Source organism: Scleromatobacter humisilvae (genome assembly GCF_023231945.1).
Lineage (GTDB): Bacteria > Pseudomonadota > Gammaproteobacteria > Burkholderiales > Burkholderiaceae_C > Scleromatobacter > Scleromatobacter humisilvae.
Map to the genome: position 1 here is coordinate 324193 of NZ_JAJLJH010000001.1, position 18375 is coordinate 342567.

Here is an 18375-nt window from a genome sequence, read left to right on the forward strand (position 1 = left end):
CCTGGAGGCGCCCACGCCAGAAGCAATGACGAGACGCGTGTCGACGATTCCTCGTCGGCACGCGTCGCCGCTGTTGCGCCCTCTCTTCCCTGGCCTGCCGATTGCGATACCTGGCCTGGTATCAAAAAAATCCGCTACGGCCTCGGCAGGGTGCCCGACGGCGTTCAACAAATACGTCCACGGCCTGGTGGGAGTGGCTTGGCCACCCTGGAGCATCTCGTCCCGGACGACCCGGGCAATCGAGGCGGATTCACCGTGATGGCCCTCCGCCCGCGCCTTGGACTGCCGCAGAACGGTCACGCACGAAGGGCAGCCCCTGGCCGGACAGAGACGGCCGACGTGCCTCGCTCGCCCATCGCCCGATCGCGACGGGATGACGAAGGAGCGGTCGGCGGTCGAGGCACCGAGTCCGTTCACACGGTGACCCGGTCGCCCGACTCGCAGTCGCGACGGGCGCTCAGTTGGACGGTCGGCTCGCCTCTTCCCCACGAGGGCGAGCCGCTTCGCCGCGCTCCTGCGGCGCGCGCTGCGGCTGTTGCCGCTGACCCTCCTGCTGGGCGCGTTGCTGCTCGGCGCGTTGGGCCTGCTCCTGCTGCGCTCGTTGCTGGGCCTGCTGCTGCGTCCGTGCCTGCGCTTCCTGCTGGGCACGTTGCTGTTCTGCGCGTTGGGCCTGCTCCTGCTGCGCTCGCTGCTGGGCTTGCTGCTGCGTCCGTGCCTGCGCTTCCTGCTGGGCACGTTGCTGTTCTGCGCGCTGAGCCTGCTCCTGCTGCGCTCGCTGCTGGGCTTGCTGCTGGGCTTGCTGCTGAGCCTGCTGCTGCTGCGTCCGCGCCTGCGCTTCCTGTTGGGCGCGTTGCTGTTCTGCGCGTTGAGCCTGCTCCTGCTGCGCTCGCTGCTGCGCGTCCTGTTGGCCGCGTTGCTGCTCGGCGCGCTGCGTCTGCTCCTGTTGCGCCCGCTGCTGCTCCTGCACTTGCGCGCGCTGCTGGGGCGGCTCCTGGAGGGCACGCTGCGGCTCGGCCGGCTGGGCGCCCGGCCTGGCCTGGAGCGTGGTCGGAGGCTGCGCCGCTCGCGCCCCTTGTGGATTCGCCGCCGCGGAAGGCAGGTGCGCGGTATCGACGTCATGGCCGCCGGCGCGAGTCTGGCGAGCCTCGGCAGGCGTCATCGGCGCGTGACCCATCTCTGCGCGCTGGGCCTGCGGCACGGTGGCCGCCCCGTGCGATGGCACGGCGGGCAGGCCCTGCACCTTCTGCGCCGCGGGCAGCGCGGCCAGCGTGTGGCCCGGCGCATAGGCAGCGACTGCCGTGCGCATGGCGGGCGTCGGCGCGCGTGCGGCGACTTGCGGATGCATCGCGGCGGCAAGGTGGGCCTGATGCGGCACCTGCGCCTGGAATGCGCGTCCGCTTGCGGTGGCGCCCGCCGGCGCCTCGACGATCACGTTGGTGATGTTGCGCACGTTGGTGACCGAATAGTTGGTCACGCGGTTGTCGTTGACGGTGTGGCGCGCATCGATCGCCACGGCGCCGGTGACGCGCATGCCGACCGCCATCACCGGAGGCGCGCTGATCACGACCGCCGGCGGCGTGCCGATCGGTGCGGGAACGATCAGGCCAGGGCGCGAGCCGGGCGGCGGCGGAATGAAGATTCCGACCGGACCTTCGGGCGCCGGCCCGATCACGACCCCTTCGTTGACGTACGCCCAGGCGATCGGCCGCTCGACCGGCGGCGCGACGAATTCGACCTCGGGCGACGACCAATAGCCGGGGATGAAGATCACGCGACTGTCACGGTGCTCGTAGTACGGCTGCACCCACACGTATTCCTGCCGCGGCGGATCCATCCAGCGGCCGGCACACCACACCCAGTCACCCTGCCACGTCCAGTAGCCCCCCGTCCAGACGGCGTAGGGATCGGGCTGCGGCGGCAGTTCCTCGACCAGCATCGGCGGCGGTGCCCACGCCACCGCCACCGGTTCCGGCTCCTGCACGGGCGGATCGATGAACAGGCTCACGACGGCACCGATGTCGTAGAGCCAACCGGACTGCGCCGTGACGCCGACGTCGACGGACACCTGAGCGTACGCCGTGCCGGTGGCGGCGCAGCCGAACGCGACGGCGATCGACAGCGCGATGACAGGTCGGCGCAAGATGAAGCGATGAGAAGGAACGCGATGGGCCATGGTGGTCTCCTGCGGTTTCATTCGTGGCGCGCGGATGCGCGATGTGCGGCTGGGGCGTCGGCGTTCGCCGTGCCGCTCGTCTGTTCAACGCAGGGGCCGCCTGGCGCGATGTCGGACAACGCCGCGTCCGGTGCCGAAGGCGCGTGCTCGAGCTGCCGGGCGCTCGAATAACGACTGCCGCGCGGTCCCTGTCGAACTCGAATTAGCTGCGCGTTAGTTCGGCGCTGTCGCGTTGCGAGTTTTCCGAGTGCGTTCGACTTCACGCAAGGTTCGACACCGACCGGACCTCGCGTCACGCATCGGTCACTCGCCAGGCCTAAGTTGCGCGGGCCCCTCGGTCACATCCATGGCCGGCGGGGCGTTGCGTGAAGGCCCGAGCCGACTTGGCAGGACGACGCGCAATGCTCATGCACGTGAATGAGCTTTCTCCGCATGCGGCCTCGCGCGCCGGTCACGGCGAATCGAAAGTTTCGCCAGTGAAGCCGTGCCACGCGTCGCCCGCCCCAAGAACCAACCATCGAGAGACACCATGAAGTCCCTTCTTGTCGGAACCGCGCTGCTCTCCAGCACCGCACTCTGCCTGGCCGATGACCATCGGCATTCCATCGACCATGTACTCATCGTCAGCATCGACGGCATGCATCAGCAAGACCTCGCGCGCTGCATTTCGGACAAGACCTGCCCGAACATCGCGGCCCTCGCGCGCCACGGCGTGACCTACACCAATGCCTACACGCCGGGCCTGTCGGACTCCGTGCCCGGTCTGGCCGCGCTGGTCACCGGCGGCGGCCCGCGCTCGACCGGCCTGTTCTACGACGACGTCTACGACCGCACGCTGTATGCCGGCACGGACACGCACTGCACCGGCACGCAGGGCGTCGAAGTCTTCCTGCAGGAGCAGGTGGGCATCGACGCGATGAACGGTGGTGCGCTGGTGCACCTCGACGGCGGCGGCGCCTTCAATCCGCAGCAGATCCCGCACCGCAAGGTCGGCGGCAAGTGCGTGCCGGTGTACCCGCACGACTTCATCCAGACCAATACGATCTTCGAGGTTGCCAAGCAGAACCTGCGTCATGCGCACACGGCCTGGTCCGACAAGCACGCGTGGGGCACCGACTGGGTCAATGGCCCGTCGGGCAAGGGCGTGGACGACATGGCCCGCACCGAGATCAACTCGATCGACGGCCCCGCGGGCAACGACTTCACCGGTTCGTACGACGGGATCGCGCCGGCCTACCTGCACACCGAGGTATTCGACGACATCCACGTGGAGAACATCCTCAACGAGATCGACGGCAAGGATTCGGCCGGCAAAACTCCCGCGCCCGTGCCGACGATCTTCGGCACGAACTTCCAGACGCTGAGCGTCGCGCAGAAGGCCACCAACCTGTCCGGCGGCGGCTACGCCGACGCGGCGTTCACGCCCAACCCGTTCGTGAAGGACGCGATCGCCTACGTGGACGCGGCGATCGGCAAGTTCAGCGCCGCACTCGCGGCGCGCCACCTGAGCGATTCGACGTTGTTCGTGCTGACCGCCAAGCACGGCCAGTCGCCCGCGGACCACGCCCGGCTCAAGAAGATCGGCCATGCCGTGGGCACCACGCTGACGGCCTATGTCGGCGGCGGCAGCGATCCCGTCACGGGCAACAACCTGGGCAACGGCCAGGTCACCGACGACGACGTCGCGTTCGTCTGGCTGAACGACCCGTCGCAGCGCGCGGCCGCGGAGGCCTTGCTGGCGGCGTCGACCGCCTGCCCGCCGGTCGATCCGACGACCAGGACAGTCGTCGCCGTCGTGCCGCGGATCTGTGCGGACAACGGCGGCGCCGTGATCGACCTGGGCGCCATGCCCTGGAAGTTCGGCGATCCGGCCAACGGGCGCACCCCGGACTTCATGGTGCAGCCCAATCCCGGCGTCATCTACACCACGAGCCAGGCCAAGGACATGGAGCATGGCGGCTTCGCGCCCGACGACGGTCATCTCGCCCTGGTGGTCTCGCATCCGTCGCTGCGGGCGCGGACGGTCGACAGCCGCGTGACGACTGCCCAGGTCGCACCGACGGCGATCCGGGCGCTCGGCCTGGACCCGAGGCTGCTCGAATCCGTTCGCAAGGAAGGCACGCGCGTCCTGCCGCATGCGCTGTCCGAGTATCGCGACGACGACGACAACTGAGCGGCTTGGCCCCGCATCCGCGGGGCCGTGCAGACGCGCGACGCTCCAGCGTCGCGCGATCCAGGCCTGGCGCTTGCCCTCGTTTCTCTCCATTTGGAGACTACGATCGACGACGCCCGTCTCGGCATGGCGACCGAGGCCCCGGCAAAGGAACTGCAGATGACCGAAGCAAGAAAGCCCGAGGGGCAAATCCTGCGAACCCGCATACGCTTTGCGCTGCGCCGGGCGACGGGCGTGGTGTTCGACATCGATGCGATGCTCCGGAGACCCGAGCATCGAGCGCTTCGAATTCGCCTCTGGCGCGACGTCGGTTCGCACGAGTTGAGCAGCCTGCTCGATGAGCTCGAGACCGAATTCCAGGCCGACGGCGTCGCGGCTGAGGCCGACGCGTCCCCGGCTGTTCACGCCCGGTAAGTCCTGCGGGCCCGCGAAGGCCTGCGGCTCATCCGCGGCTCACGGCGTGCGCGTTGTTCTTGTCTCGCCAGGCCCGCAGCGTCGGCAAGGTGTCCCAAAGTGCGGCGTCGGCAGGTCGCTGTTCGAACGCCAATGCGTCCTCGGAGTCCAACGTCCCGCCCGCCGCCGAGATTGCAGCGACGAAGGCCTCGCGACAAGCCTCGGCAGCGGCGCGCACGTCCGCACCGGGCGCGGGAAGAGAGGGATCCAGCTCGTGAGCGGCCACCGCCGAGTGGCAGACCACCGCGCGCCCGGCCGTCACGCCCCTGGATTCGAGCACTTCACGGGCGGCTGCCAGTCCAGCGGCCAGTTGCTCGTCGTTCGCGTTCCAGACTCTCAACTCGAGCTCCCCTTCAACCTTGACGGATTGCTCGATCTCGCGGTTGTCCCGTTCGGCTTCGGTCATGGCGCAGGGCTCCGAGTCAGCGTCCGCCGGGTGCGCTTGCGGCCGCGGCCCGCTGTCGAGCCAGCGCCGCGTCTTCCTTGCGCTCCTGCTTGACCTTCATGTGGTGACCGACCGCGCAGCCCACGACTGCGCCGGCAATGGCATGGTGGCCCGCAACGTGGCCGCCGACGCCACCCACCGCGGCGCCGCTCAGGCATCCGGCAGCGAAGCTGGGCGCAGCAGCAAGCAGCGCAACAAGAGTGAAGGATTTCAGGCCGAGCATGGAAGGCTCCAGGAAGGTGGTCTGCCTTCCGGTAGCAAGGCGCAGTCCCATGCAGGGCAGGCCGTTGATCGCATGTCAGGACAAGCCTGGAAGGGACGGCGGCAGGCCGAATGCGGGAAGGACTGTCTCTTCGAAGCGGGTCACGGCGCCGATCCGGTCGCCCGCGACGGTGAGGACGAACAAGCCGACGCCCGGGATGCCGGTGGGCGTGCGCAGATAGACCCCGAATGCCGGCTGGCCGTTGGCTCGCGTCGGCACCAGCTGGAATCCCCGTGCCTGGCCGAAGACGAACGCGAAGAAGGCGGCCACGCTGTCCCGGCCCCGATATTCCAGCGGCATTGGGGGCATCGACAGGAAGACGTCGTCGGTGAACAGGGCCACCAGCGCGTCGATGTCGGCGGCTTCGTAGGCGCTGACGAACCTCGCCACGATCGAGGCCCGGGCGGCCGGATCGATGTCGGGCGGGCGCTCCGGCCCCGTCGTCGGCGGCAGTAGACGCTGCAATCCCGCACGCGCGCGCTTGAGGGCGCTCTTGACCGATTCGACGGTCGTGCCCAGCATGCCGGCGACTTCGTCCGCGTGGAATCCGAGGACGTCGCGGAGGACGAGGACCGCCAGTTGGCGCGGTGGCAAGGCCTGGAGGGCGGTCACGAAAGCCAGCGACAGGGACTCGGCCCGTTCGTAGCGCGCCTCCGGACCGGGCGACGCAGCGATCGCACCGTCCGAGAGGGCGTCGGGATACGGCTCCAGCCAGGAGATCTCGCCGAGGCCCGTGGGTGCCGGCGGTTCGATGCCCGGGATGTCCCATTGCTTCGCTGGACGTCGGCGACCGGCGCGCAGCGCGTCGAGGCACCGGTTGGTGGCGATGCGGTAGAGCCAGGTGCGAAGCGACGCGCGCCCGTCGAACCCGGCCAGGCCTCGCCAGGCGGCGAGCATCGCGTCCTGCAGGGCGTCCTCGGCGTCGTGGAACGAACCGAGCATCCGGTAGCAGTGCACCTGCAGCTCGCGACGGTGCGGCTCGGTCAGCGCCCGGAATGCCCGACCGTCGCCGGCCCGCGCTCTCGACATCAGGTCCGTTCCCGCCAACGCCACCCCCGCCATTTCATTGCCCATGTGCAGTTCCATTGTGGATAGACGTCGGCCCGGGCGCAAAGGGGGCGGTCGCGGAGCGCCTCCTTTTGCGGTGTCGCGGCGTCTAAAGCAGGGAACGTCGACAACACTGCGAAAGGAACGCGGAAATGGGAAAGATCGTCATCAGCACCAACGCCGCCCTCGACGGCGTCGTCCAGGACCCGGACGGCCAGGAAGGCTTCGAGCGGGGCGGCTGGTTCCACCAGTTCGCGGGCGCCAAGGACCTCGAGGAATGGGTCGCCAACGAGACGCGGGAAGCCCAGGACGCCGAGGCGCTGCTGCTGGGCAGGAGAAGCTTCGAGTGGTTCGCGTCACGCGCGCCGGTCATGGCCGAGCGCGTCAGCCGCGAGTGGGCGGACAGGATGGACAGCCTGCCGAAATACGTCGTGTCGTCGACGCCCGACATTCCTCCGTGGAGCAACACCACGGTGCTGGGCCGTGATGTGGAGGAGGAGATCTCGGCGCTGAAGCGCAGGTGCGACGGGGACATCCTGGTCTACGGCAGCTATCAGCTCGCGCGCGCCCTGATGGCGCGGAGCCTGGCCGACGAACTGCGGCTGGTCGTCTTCCCGATCGTGCTGGGAGCCGGTCGGCGCCTCTTCGACGGGATGTCCGACAAGAAGCCGCTTCACCTGGTCGACACGCGACGGATCGGCGACGGCCTGGTGCACCACACCTACGCGTTCGCGCCGGCTGGGATGGGAGCGACATCATGAAGGCAGGGAACCAGGATCCGCCTTCGTCCGCCGCGACGGAACGGGACTTTCTCTATCAGCGGCGTCTCGTGTCGATCCGCCCGTTCGTCACCGATGATGGCGTCCCGGGGCTGAACCTGAGATTCGCGGGCGATGAAACGATGGCCGTGCGGATCGATGTCCCGCTGCTCGATCTCCTCCTTCAGGCGATCTGGCGACTCAAGTCGAGCCGGGGGCTCGAGCGCCAGCCCGCGCGTGACGCGCAAATCGAAAGATCGTTCTAGACCGCCGCGCCAGCTCCCGCGATCCAGGGTCGCGCACGGCCTGCCGCATCAGTCCAGCTTCCAGACGTACTCGACGTCCGTCGTCGTGCCCACGGGACGCCCCTGTTCGTCCGTGCCCACCTGCACCGGGCATTGCGCGAGTGCGTCTGCTGCGGCCTTGTCCATCAGGCGATTCTCGCGTGACGAGCCCGAGGCCTGCAGGATCTGCGAGCCCGAGATGCGGCCGCTCGCGTCGACGCTGAATCGGATGCGCGTGACGCCCGTGACCCCGGCGCGCTGGGCCGCGGCCGGGTAATCCGGACGGCACTGCGACGCGCCGGCGTTGATGCGGGCGGCGCGCGCAAACACGCGCGCGACGGCGTGCACGGTGTCGTCGTCGTGCCTGCCGACCGAGGCGACGACCTCGTCGGTCTTCTGCGGATGGTCGTCGACCTTCGCGGTGATCACGTCCGGCGGCGGCGGATCCGTCTTGATCAGCGGCGGCTCGACCAGCAGCGGACGGATCTGCGGCTTGGCCGGGTCCGGCAGCTTCGTCGGCTTGGGCTCCACCGGCTTGACTGGATCGAGCGGCGTCAGCGCGATCGTCGGCGGCTCGCCGGGCTTCTGCGCCAGCTTGGCGGTGACCAGCACCGCCGCCAGCAGCGCGTGCAGGCCGACGACGACGAGCAGGCCGACCGGGTGGCGGTCGGTGCGGCGTTGCGACAGGGCGAAGCTCATGCGAAATCCTCCAGTGAGACCGATGGGGCGCGCGGACGGCGCGTTCGTCCTGGTGAAACGGGCCGGGCCGGCAAGCGGGGTGAAAACGATTTCCCGTGGATTTCCCTGATCCCCGCGACCCGGGGACGCGCGCTAGGCGACCCGACCCGCGGCGGTCAATGCGGACACGCCGCCCTTTCATACGTTTGCTAACAGTCTGGAATCGCTCGACAACGGCTAAAGTAGATGCTTTTGCGCGGAGTCAATCCCGCATCCAATTCCAGCGTACGAATGGCCACCCGATCCCTTTCCCGTCCCGCCGGCAACGGCCCCTCGATGTGGCTGTGGCTGGGCATCGCCCTCGCCGTCGTCCTGCTGGATCAATTCGCCAAGGTGCTGATCGTCCGCGGCTTCGCCATCGGCGAGAACCGCACCGTCACCTCGTTCTTCGACGTCGTGCGCCTCGAGAACACCGGCATGGCCTGGTCGCTGCTCGCCAACGCGGGCGGCTGGCAGCGCTGGTTCTTCATCGTGCTGGCGCTGGCCGCGAGCGGCTTCATGATCTACCTGCTGGCGCGCAACCGCGCGCAGAAGCTGTTCTCGTTCGCGCTGGCGATGGTGATGGGCGGCGCGGTCGGCAACGTCCTCGACCGCATCACGCGCGGCGCGGTGGTCGACTTCATCTCGCTGCACTGGCACAGCGCCTACACGTTCCCGGCCTTCAACCTCGCCGACAGCGCGATCACGCTGGGCGCCATCTGCATCGTGGTCGACGAGCTGCGGCGCGTGAGAAAGGGGTGATGGCGATGAGTCGTTCGCCTTTCCCACTCCTTGCGAGCGCCGCCATCGTCCTGTTCGCGCTTTCCGCGCCCGCGGCCCACGCGGCCCTGTCCGCCGGCCTCGCGGCCAACGACCTCGAGGCGATGACCAGCGTCGAGCTGCGCGAGCGCATCGCGCACGGCGCCACCACGGTCATCGTGCCGATCGGCGGCACCGAGCAGAACGGCGCCCACATGGTGCTGGGCAAGCACAACGTGCGCGCGCACGTCCTGGCCGACCGCATCGCCGGCGCGCTGGGCAACGCCATCGTCGCGCCGACCATCGCCTACGTGCCCGAGGGCAGCATCCATCCGCCCGCGGCGCACATGAAGTACGCCGGCACGATCTCGGTGCCCGACGCCGTGTTCGAAGCCCTGCTCGAGGCCACCGCGCGCTCGTTCAAGCAGCATGGCTTCAAGGATGTCGTCTTCCTGGGCGACCACGGCGGCTACCAGTCCGACCTCACGCAGGTCAAGGACAAGCTCAATCGCGAGTGGGCCAAGGATCCCGCGTGCCGCGCGCACGCGCCGCTGGAGTACTACCGCATCACGCAGACCGCCTACGTCGCGGCGCTGAAGGCGCACGGCGTCAGCGATGCCGAGATGGGCTCGCACGCCGGCCTGGCCGACACCGCCCTCGCACTCGCCGTCGACCCGGCGCTGGTGCGCGAGGACAAGCTGGCGGGCCCCTACCCGGCCGGCGTGACCGGAAACCCGAAACGCGCCACCGCCGAACTGGGCGAGCTGGGCACCAAGCTGGTCGTCGAGACGACCGTCGCCGCGATCCGTCGCGAAACCCAGGCCCCGCGCTGACTCATCCGAACGCCGCACACTGACCCGATGCCCGTCGCCGTCGACTACCCGATGCTGCCGCTGCTGGACATGACGCTCTTCCCCGGGAGCGAGACGTCGCTGTTCGTGGGCCGGGCGTTGTCGCGCGCGTCGGTCGAGGCGGCGGTCGCGAGCAACGGCGAGCTGGTCGTGGTGCGCCAGCGCGAGTTCGGCACGCTCGAATTCACCGCCACCGACCTGCACACGGTGGGCACGCTGGCCACGATCACCTCGCTCACCCGGCTGCCCGACGGCACGCTCAAGATCACGGTGTCGGCGCACGACCGGGTGTCGATCGACGGCGTGCGCCGGGCCGACCACTTCCGCGTCTTCGCCACCACGCTGCCCACGCCGCCGTGCCCGCCCGCACGTTCCGCGCGCCTGCGCGCCGCGCTGCTGCGCCGCGTCGGCACCGCGCTGACGTCCGACCAGCTCGCCATCCTGCGCGACATCCCCGAGGCCGGCCGCCTCGTCGACGCCGTCATGCCGCTGCTGGCCGCGCCGAGCGCGCGCAGCATCCATCCGCACCACTCGCTGCACCAGGGCCTGCTGGAGAAGCTCGACGGCGAGCAGCGGCTGCTCAAGCTGATGAAGATGCTGCCGCACAACCGCCGCGCCGAGGTGCCGCACAACGGCGACTTCACGCAGGCCGTGCCGCTGCCCGGCTTCGACCCCGCCGGCGAGCCGCAGGCCCGCACGACGGCCGACGGCAGCCTGTGGCTCGTGTTCAGCGCGATGCCGCCGTCGTGGTTCCAGCCGACCGACTCCAGCGGCCCGCTGGGCCCGTGCACCGACCTCGACCGCCTGCTCGAGCGCGCCACCGGCTGCCCCGTGTTCTGGGACAGCATGAAGCTGCTGCTGATCGACAACCCGAAGCCCGATACCGTGGCCCGCATCGAGCGCTTCCTGCGCGGCGTGCGGCAGAGCTGGGCCGCGACGACCTGAGGCCGGCGGCTTCGAATCCCGGCGAGAATCGGGGCCGAAACCCTGCACGCCGCGGAACGTTCCGTGCCGCGCCGCCTCGAACCCCGATTCCTGCAAGCGAAGCCAGTCCATGAATGCCTATTCCCGCAGCGCCCTGTCGCTGCTCGCGCTCGCGGCGGTCGCCGCCATCGTCCACGCAGCCGACACGCCGGCCCCGGCCGCACCGCGCGCCATCGCCACCATCGCCGGCATGCCGCCGGTGGTCGACCCGAACAACCTCTACAGCGAGACCAGCGGCCCCGAACACGTCAGCCCCGCGCTGAAGGACGACCTGGTGCGCGTGTACGTGCCCAACCTGCGCGGCAACTCGGTCAGCGTGATCGATCCGGCGCAGATGAAGGTCGTCGACACCTTCAAGGTCGGCCAGGCGCCGCAGCACGTGGTCGTCGGCTACGACCTGCGCACGCTCTGGGCCGCCAACAACGCCGAGCGCAGCGCCAACGGCAGCCTGACGCCGATCGACCCGCGCACCGGCAAGCCGGGCAAGGCCATTCCGGTCGACGATCCGTACAACATGTACTTCACGCCGGACGGCAAGTCCGCGATCGTGGTTGCCGAGGCGCGCCACCGGCTCGACTTCCGCGACCCGAAGACGATGGCGATGCAGTACTCGATCGACGCGCCCAAGTGCGGCGGCATCAACCACGCCGACTTCTCCATCGACGGCAAGACCGCCTTCTTCACCTGCGAGTTCGACGGCTCGATCGCCAAGATCGACCTGGTCGAGCGCAAGGTGGCCGCCTACCTCGTGCTGCCGATGCCTTCGACGCGGTTGAAGGACAAGTTCGTCGCCGCCGGCGGCCCGACCACCGAGGTCTGCACCTCCCGCAAGGGCATGCCGCAGGACATCCGCTTCTCGCCCGACGGGAAGAAGCTGTACGTGGCCGACATGGAGGCCGACGGCGTCCACGTGGTCGACGCCGCGTCGTTCAAGGAGACGAGCTTCATCACCACGGGCGTCGCCGCGCACGGCCTCTACCCGAGCCGCGACGGCCGCAAGCTCTACATCGCCAACCGCGGCTCGCACAGGATCCACGGCCCGCGCCACGGCCCGGGCAGCGTGACGGTGCTGGACTTCGCCACCGACAAGATCGTCGCCAACTGGCCGGTGCCCGGCGGCGGCAGCCCGGACATGGGCAACGTCACCGCCGACGGCAAGTACCTGTGGCTCTCGGGCCGCTACGACGACGTCGTCTACCGCTTCGACACCGCCAGCGGCGCGGTGCAGCAGGTCGCGGTCGGCCAGGAGCCGCACGGCCTGACCGTGTGGCCGCAGCCGGGTCGATACTCCTTGGGGCATACCGGCAACCTCCGCTGAACCTGAGGTATGCTCTGCGCCGCCTCAGCCCGGCCTGACCGGGCAAGGCAGCACCGCGCGCACTCCGGTGCGCTTTTTTTCGTCTGCATCGATCGAATCCCAGGGAGGGATCACATGTTCAAGACTTCGAACCTCGTTCGCGGCACCGTTGCGGCCGCTTCGTTGCTGATCGCCGGCGGCGCGCTCGCCGAGGGCACGTTCACGCCCGAGATCGGCATTGGCTACGGCAGCGGCAAGCAGATCGGCATCCCGGGCGACCGCCAGACCTTCACCTACAACCTCGGCTTCGGCTACAGCGACGTCAGCGGCTTCGGCGCGCGCGCCGTCGTGATCGCCGACGGCGACCTGGTGCGCGGCGTGTTCACGGACACGCGCTCGTTCGACAACTTCGTCGGCGCCGAGGCCACGTACTCGCTGCCGCTGCAGGACAGGCTGAAGCTGACCGGCGGCCTGGGCGTCGGCCGCACGAAGCTCGATGACGGCAATGGCGGCGTGGCCAACTCGGGCTCGATCACCGACGGCCTGCTGTCGCTGGGCCTGCAGTTCAAGTTCCACGCGCACTACGCGATGGAACTGCGCGTCAGTCACCTGACCAGCAGCAACGTCACCTCGACGACGCTGCAGGCGCAGTTCCCGTTCTGACGCCTGCGCGCGCCGCGTGACGCACGCGCGTCACGCGAGCAGCACGCTGCAGCCCGTCGTCCTGCGCGCCTCGAGATCGCGGTGCGCCTGCGCCGCCTGCGCGAGCGGGTAGCGCTGGTCGATGCGGATCTTGACGGTGCCGTTGCGCACCACCTCGAACAGCTCGTCGGCCATCGCCTGCGTGCGCTCGCGCGTGGACAGGTGCGTGAACAGCGTCGGCCGCGTCAGGTACAGCGAGCCCTTGGCGGCCAGCGTGTTCGGCGCGAACGGCGGCACCGCGCCCGACGCGTTGCCGAACACCGCCATCAGGCCGAACGGGCGCAGGCAGTTCAGCGAACCCTCGAACGTGTCCTTGCCCACCGAGTCGTAGACCACCTTGACACCCTTGCCGCCGGTGATCTCCTTGACGCGGTCGACGAAGTTCTCGCTGCGGTAGTTGATCATGTGCGCGGCGCCGTATTCCTTGGCAAGCGCGCACTTCTCGTCCGAGCCCGCGGTGCCGATCAGCTCGAAGCCCAGCGCCTTGGCCCACTGGCAGGCGATCAGGCCGACGCCGCCGGCGGCCGCGTGGAACAGGATCGTGTCGCCCGGCGCCAGGCCCTCGACCGGCAGCGTGCGCAGCAGCAGGTAGTTGACGGTCAGGCCCTTGAGCATCATCGCGGCGCCGGTCTCGAAGTCGATCTCGTCGGGCAGCCTGCACACGTGCAACGCGTCCATCAGGCGCGCCTGGCAGTAGCTGCCGGGCTTGGGCGCGGCGTAGGCGACCCGGTCGCCCGCGGCCAGGTGCGTGACGCCCTCGCCCACCGCCTCGACGACGCCGGCGCCCTCGCCGCCCGGGATCAGCGGCAGCGGGTTCTGGTACAGGCCGGTGCGCTGGTAGACGTCGATGAAGTTGATGCCACAGGCGTGGTGGCGCACGCGCACCTGGCCGGGGCCGGGATCGCCCACGGCCACGTCGACGAGACGCAGCACGTCGGGGCCGCCGTATTCGCTGATCTGGATGGCCTGGCTCACGTTGGTTCTCCTCGTTGGGTGGCGGAGAGTTTTAGCACGTGCGCGTTGACCTCGCGCGCGGCTCAGAAACCGGCGGCCTGGCCGTCGCGCCGCGAGTCGCTCGCCGCGACGTAGCCGTCGGCCGGGTCGTCCGACAGGCGCCAGATGAACTGGCCCGAGCCGAAGTCCATGTACGGATCGACCGTGGCCTGGGATTGGTGGCCCAGCGCGCGCAAGCCGTCGATGCGCGACGGCGCCATCGTGCGCTCGAAGTCGATCGCCAGCCCCGTCGCGACCTTCCAGCGCGGCGCGTCGCACGCGGCCTGCGGCTGCTGGCGATGGCGCAGCATCCGCATCAGCGTCTGCACGTGGCCTTGCGGCTGCATGTTGCCGCCCATCACGCCGAAGCTCATGCGCGGCCGCCCGTCGGCGTCGCAGAGGAAGCCCGGGATGATGGTGTGGAACGGCCGCTTGCCGCCGGCCACGACGTTTGGATGATCCGGATCGAGCGTGAAACCCTGGCCGCGGTTCTGCAGGCTGACGCCGGTGCCCGGGACGACGACGCCGCTGCCGAAGCCCATGTAGTTCGACTGGATCAGGCTGACCATGCGGCCCTGCTCGTCGGCCGCGGTGAGGTAGACCGTGCCGCCCGACGGCGGCGTGCCGTGCGCGAAGTCCTGCGCGCGCGCGGGATCGATCCGGCGCGCGCGCTGCGCGAGGTAGTCGTCCGACAACAGGTGCGAGGCCGTCACCTCGGTCATCGCACGCGCGTCGGCGACCCAGCGGTAGGTGTCGGCGAACGCCAGCTTCATCGCCTCGATCTGCAGGTGCTGGGCCTCGACGCTGTCGATGGGAAGGCGGGCGACGTCGAGCTTGTCCAGCATGCCCAGCGCCATCAGCGCGGCGATGCCCTGGCCGTTGGGCGGGATCTGGTGCACCGTGTGGCCGGCGAAGGCCATCGAGATCGTGTCGACCCACTCGGGCTGGTAGTTCGCGAGATCGGCCGCCGTCATCGAGCCGCCGTTGGCCGACGCATGCGCGACCAGCGCGGCCGCGACGCCGCCGCGATAGAACGCCTCGCCCTGCGTCTCGGCGATCGCGCGCAGCGTGCGCCCCGCGGCCTCGAACACGAAGCGCTCGCCCGGCGCCGGCGCGCGGCCGCGCGGCATGAAGGCGTCCGCGAAGCCCGGCTGCGAGGCCAGCAGGGGCACCTGGCGCGCCCACTTGTCGGCCACGATGCAGGCGACGCCGTGGCCCCGCTCGGCCAGCTCGATGGCCGGCTCCAGCAGGTCGCCGAAGGGCAGCTTGCCGCAGCGCCGCGACAGCGCGACCCAGCCGGCGACGGCGCCGGGCGTCGTCACCGTGTCCCAGCCGCGCAGCGGGATCGCGCCGCCGTGGCGCCGCTCGAAGTACGCCGGATCCCACGCCGCCGGCGCGACGCCCGACGCGTTGAGCCCGTGCAGCCGCTCGCCGTCCCACAGGATCGCGAACAGGTCGCTGCCCAGTCCGTTGGACACCGGCTCGACGATCGTCAACGCCGCCGCCGCCGCGATCGCCGCGTCGATCGCGTTGCCGCCCTTGGCCAGCATGCGCAGGCCGGCCTGCGAGGCGAGCGGATGCGAGGTCGAGACCACGTTGCGCGCGAACACCGGGCTGCGCACGGTGGGATACGGGTTGTGCCAGTCGAAGCTCATGTCGATCTCACGTTTTCGGATGTGCCTTGGCCAGCATCCAGATGCCGGCCAGCACGAACACGGTGCCCACGCCGATCCACACCGTGAACGGCTCGCCCAGGATCAGGATGCCCATCAGGATCGTGCTGACCGGGCCGACCATGCCGGTCTGCGCGGCGACGGTGGCGCCCACGCGCTCGATGGCCATCATCACCATCAGCACGGGCGCGAACGTGCACAACGTGGCGTTGAGCACGGACAGCCACAGCACCTCCGGCGCGACCTGCGCGGCGGACAGTGGTCGCACGAGCGCGAACTGCGCGAGGCAGAACAGGCAGGCGACGCTGGTGGCCAGCCCGGTCAGGCGCAGCGAACCGAGCCGGCGCACCTCCTCGCCGCTGAAGACGAGGTACAGCGCGTAGCTCACCGCGCTGCCGAAGACCAGCGCCGCGCCGAGCGCGACATGGGTGCCGGCGACGCGCACCTCATGACCGAAGACGAGCAGCACGCCCGCGTAGCTCACCGCCAGCGCGATCAGCTGCGCGGGTGCCACGCTTCGCTTGAACCACACGCGGCCGATCAGCAGCACCAGCGTCGGATTGAGGTACAGCACGAGGCGCTCGAACGCCGCGCTGACGTAGGCCAGCCCCGCGAAGTCGAGGAAGCTCGCGAGGTAGTAGCCCGAGAAGCCGAGTCCGACGACGATGCGCCAGTCGCGCGCCGTGAGCCGCGGCCGGCCGCGTCCGGCCCACCACGCGAGCCCGAGGAACAACGGCAGCGCGAACAGCATGCGGTACATGATCAGCGTCACCGCGTCGACGCCATGCCGGTACGCGAGCTTGACGATGATGGCCTTGCCGGAGAAGGCGATCGAGCCCGCGGTGGCGAGCGCGAGGCCGGGCCACAGCCGCTGCGGCCGCGGCACCGCGTCGGTGGTTCGCAGCGTCGCGAGCGTGGGCGGCGCGGGCGCGTCGGAGCTCATGCGGCCGTCGGGCGGCTGGGCGCTACTTGGACTGCCACTGCGGCGTCGTGCGCAGCACCTCGTCCATCGTCGTGAGCCCCTCGGCCACCTTCATCAGGCCGGCCAGGCGCAGCGGGCGCATGCCTTCGAGCAGCGCCTGGCGCTGCAGCCGGGCGACGTCCAGCGTGGGATGCATCGCGTCCTTCAGCGGCTCGGTGATGGGCATCAGCTCGTAGAGCGCGGCGCGGCCACGATAGCCCGTGTTGCGGCACGCCGGGCAGCCCACCGGCTTCATCGGACGCAGGCGGCCGCCCAGCTTCCAGGGCTGCGCGAGTTCCTCGAGCATCCTGGCGTGGTCGGCGGAGTCGTCGGGCACCTTGCACGACACGCACAGCGTGCGCGCGAGGCGCTGCGCGAGCACGCCGATGACGGTGGCCGAGATCAGGTACGGCGGCACGCCGAGGTCGACCAGGCGCGTGATGGCCGAGGGCGCGTCGTTGGTGTGCAGCGTCGAGAAGACCAGGTGGCCGGTCAGCGCGGCCTGGATCGCCATCTCGGCGGTCTCGAGGTCGCGGATCTCGCCGACCATGATGATGTCCGGATCCTGCCGCATCAGCGAGCGCAGGCCGGTGGCGAAGTCGAGGTCGATGGACTGCTGCACCTGCGTCTGGTTGAACGCCGGCTCGATCATCTCGATCGGGTCTTCCACCGTGCAGACGTTGACCTGCTCGGTCGCCAGCTTCTTCAGCGTCGAATAGAGCGTCGTCGTCTTGCCCGAGCCGGTCGGGCCGGTGACCAGGATGATGCCGTGCGCCTGGCTCATCAGCGTCTGCCAGCGCTCCGCCTCGGACGCGGAGAAGCCCAGCGCGTCGAACGGCTTGTCGACGGTGCCCGGGTCGAAGATCCGCATGACGACCTTCTCGCCGAACGCGGTGGGCAGCGTCGACAGCCGCATCTCGACCTCCGCGCCCGGCATCCCGCCGGCGCCGTCGGGGCGCTTGGTCTTGATGCGGCCGTCCTGCGGGCGGCGGCGCTCGATGACGTCCATGCGACCGAGCAGCTTGATGCGCGCGGTCATCGCGTTCATCACCGCGGCCGGTACCTGGTGCGCGGTGTGCAGCACGCCGTCGATGCGCAGGCGGATCGCGGCCATGTCGCGCCGCGGCTCGAGGTGGATGTCGCTGGCGCGCTGCTCGAACGCGTACTGCCACAGCCAGTCGACGACCTGCACCACGCCCTGGTCGTTGGCGTCGAGCTGGCCCTTGGTCTTGCCCAGCTCCACCAGCTGCTCGAAGCTGTTGGCCGCGGCGGCGCCCGTGGTCTTGTTGGCGAAGCGCACCGACGCGGCGAGCGAGTAGAACTCCGGCGTGAAGCGCGTGATGTCCTCGGGATGCGCCAGTTGCAGCCGCACCGGGCGCTTGACGACGGCCTCGATCTCGGGAACCCAGGCCACGTCGAACGGCTCCGACGTCGCCACGACGATCTCGTTGGCGTTGACCGTGACCGGCAGCGCGCGCTTGCTCTCGGCGTAGGCCACCGACATCACCTCGGTGACGCGGCCGACGTCCGTGCGCAACGGGTCGATGCGCGTGTACGGGATGTCGAACCGCGTCGCCAGCCAGCGCGCGAGGGCGTCGGTGTCGAGCACGCGGCCGTCGCGCACGTCGACCAGGCTGGCGCCGCCCAGGCGTTGCAGCGGATGCAGGTTGGACGCGCTGTTGCCGAAGCGGCGCACGAGCTTGTCGGCCTCCTCGGGCGCGAGCACGCCGTCGTCGCGCAGCCACTTGAGCAGTTGGCGCAGGTCGAGGCGCCCCTTCGGCGGCGTGTGGCGGCGGCCGGGTGCGTGCGAGGGCGCGGACTTGACGGGAGGCGTGGCGGACAT

Annotated in this window: 18 protein-coding genes; 9 read left to right on the forward strand and 9 right to left on the reverse strand. The window is 69.9% G+C overall.

What is annotated here, in order from left to right:
• Nucleotides 1-457: 457 nt before the first annotated feature.
• Nucleotides 458-2173, reverse strand: a complete 1716-nt coding sequence (locus tag LPC04_RS01510) for a YXWGXW repeat-containing protein (RefSeq protein ID WP_275680411.1) — start codon at nt 2171-2173, stop codon at nt 458-460.
• Nucleotides 2174-2702: 529 nt separating this feature from the next.
• Between LPC04_RS01510 and LPC04_RS01515 the strand changes: the two genes are divergently transcribed.
• Complete coding sequence (locus LPC04_RS01515; RefSeq protein ID WP_275680412.1) at nt 2703-4346, forward strand: alkaline phosphatase family protein; 1644 nt, start codon at nt 2703-2705, stop codon at nt 4344-4346.
• Nucleotides 4347-4373: 27 nt separating this feature from the next.
• Nucleotides 4374-4760, forward strand: coding sequence for a hypothetical protein (locus tag LPC04_RS01520; RefSeq protein ID WP_275680413.1), 387 nt, complete (start codon nt 4374-4376; stop codon nt 4758-4760).
• 28 nt (nt 4761-4788) lie between these two features.
• Here LPC04_RS01520 and LPC04_RS01525 read toward each other — a convergent pair whose 3' ends face one another.
• From LPC04_RS01525 to LPC04_RS01535, 3 genes are all read right to left on the reverse strand, one after another.
• Complete coding sequence (locus tag LPC04_RS01525; protein WP_275680414.1) at nt 4789-5205, reverse strand: hypothetical protein; 417 nt, start codon at nt 5203-5205, stop codon at nt 4789-4791.
• Between the two features lie 16 nt (nt 5206-5221).
• Entirely contained in the window at nt 5222-5467 is a 246-nt protein-coding gene (locus LPC04_RS01530; protein ID WP_275680415.1) for a hypothetical protein, read from the reverse strand.
• Nucleotides 5468-5542: 75 nt separating this feature from the next.
• Entirely contained in the window at nt 5543-6592 is a 1050-nt protein-coding gene (locus LPC04_RS01535) for a sigma-70 family RNA polymerase sigma factor (protein ID WP_275680416.1), read from the reverse strand.
• Nucleotides 6593-6705: 113 nt separating this feature from the next.
• Here LPC04_RS01535 and LPC04_RS01540 point away from each other — a divergent pair, with 113 nt between their 5' ends.
• Both LPC04_RS01540 and LPC04_RS01545 read left to right on the forward strand, forming a co-directional pair.
• On the forward strand, nt 6706-7314 hold the full coding sequence (locus LPC04_RS01540; RefSeq protein ID WP_275680417.1) for a dihydrofolate reductase family protein: 609 nt from the start codon (nt 6706-6708) through the stop codon (nt 7312-7314).
• Entirely contained in the window at nt 7311-7577 is a 267-nt protein-coding gene (locus tag LPC04_RS01545; RefSeq protein WP_275680418.1) for a hypothetical protein, read from the forward strand. Before LPC04_RS01540 ends, LPC04_RS01545 begins: the two co-directional genes overlap by 4 nt.
• A 48-nt stretch (nt 7578-7625) precedes the next feature.
• Here LPC04_RS01545 and LPC04_RS01550 read toward each other — a convergent pair whose 3' ends face one another.
• Nucleotides 7626-8294: an energy transducer TonB gene (locus LPC04_RS01550; protein ID WP_275680419.1), complete on the reverse strand. Its 669-nt coding sequence runs from the start codon at nt 8292-8294 to the stop codon at nt 7626-7628.
• Between the two features lie 270 nt (nt 8295-8564).
• Here LPC04_RS01550 and lspA point away from each other — a divergent pair, with 270 nt between their 5' ends.
• The 5 genes from lspA to LPC04_RS01575 all read left to right on the forward strand — a co-directional run bounded on the left by lspA (nt 8565) and on the right by LPC04_RS01575 (nt 12866).
• On the forward strand, nt 8565-9074 hold the full coding sequence (lspA, locus tag LPC04_RS01555) for a signal peptidase II (protein ID WP_275680420.1): 510 nt from the start codon (nt 8565-8567) through the stop codon (nt 9072-9074).
• Nucleotides 9075-9079: 5 nt separating this feature from the next.
• Nucleotides 9080-9904: a creatininase family protein gene (locus LPC04_RS01560; RefSeq protein ID WP_275680421.1), complete on the forward strand. Its 825-nt coding sequence runs from the start codon at nt 9080-9082 to the stop codon at nt 9902-9904.
• 27 nt (nt 9905-9931) lie between these two features.
• Entirely contained in the window at nt 9932-10867 is a 936-nt protein-coding gene (locus LPC04_RS01565; RefSeq protein WP_275680422.1) for an LON peptidase substrate-binding domain-containing protein, read from the forward strand.
• Between the two features lie 109 nt (nt 10868-10976).
• Entirely contained in the window at nt 10977-12224 is a 1248-nt protein-coding gene (locus LPC04_RS01570) for a YncE family protein (protein WP_275680423.1), read from the forward strand.
• Nucleotides 12225-12338: 114 nt separating this feature from the next.
• On the forward strand, nt 12339-12866 hold the full coding sequence (locus tag LPC04_RS01575) for an outer membrane beta-barrel protein (RefSeq protein ID WP_275680424.1): 528 nt from the start codon (nt 12339-12341) through the stop codon (nt 12864-12866).
• A gap of 30 nt (nt 12867-12896) precedes the next feature.
• Here LPC04_RS01575 and LPC04_RS01580 read toward each other — a convergent pair whose 3' ends face one another.
• From LPC04_RS01580 to LPC04_RS01595, 4 genes are all read right to left on the reverse strand, one after another.
• Nucleotides 12897-13880 carry a quinone oxidoreductase family protein gene (locus LPC04_RS01580; RefSeq protein WP_275680425.1) on the reverse strand — a complete coding sequence of 328 codons (984 nt, stop codon included), beginning with the start codon at nt 13878-13880 and terminating at the stop codon, nt 12897-12899.
• A gap of 62 nt (nt 13881-13942) precedes the next feature.
• A complete protein-coding gene (locus tag LPC04_RS01585; RefSeq protein ID WP_275680426.1) occupies nt 13943-15553 on the reverse strand; it encodes a gamma-glutamyltransferase family protein in 1611 nt (536 codons plus the stop codon).
• 7 nt (nt 15554-15560) lie between these two features.
• Entirely contained in the window at nt 15561-16514 is a 954-nt protein-coding gene (locus LPC04_RS01590; protein ID WP_275680427.1) for a DMT family transporter, read from the reverse strand.
• Between the two features lie 22 nt (nt 16515-16536).
• Entirely contained in the window at nt 16537-18375 is a 1839-nt protein-coding gene (locus tag LPC04_RS01595) for a GspE/PulE family protein (protein ID WP_275680428.1), read from the reverse strand.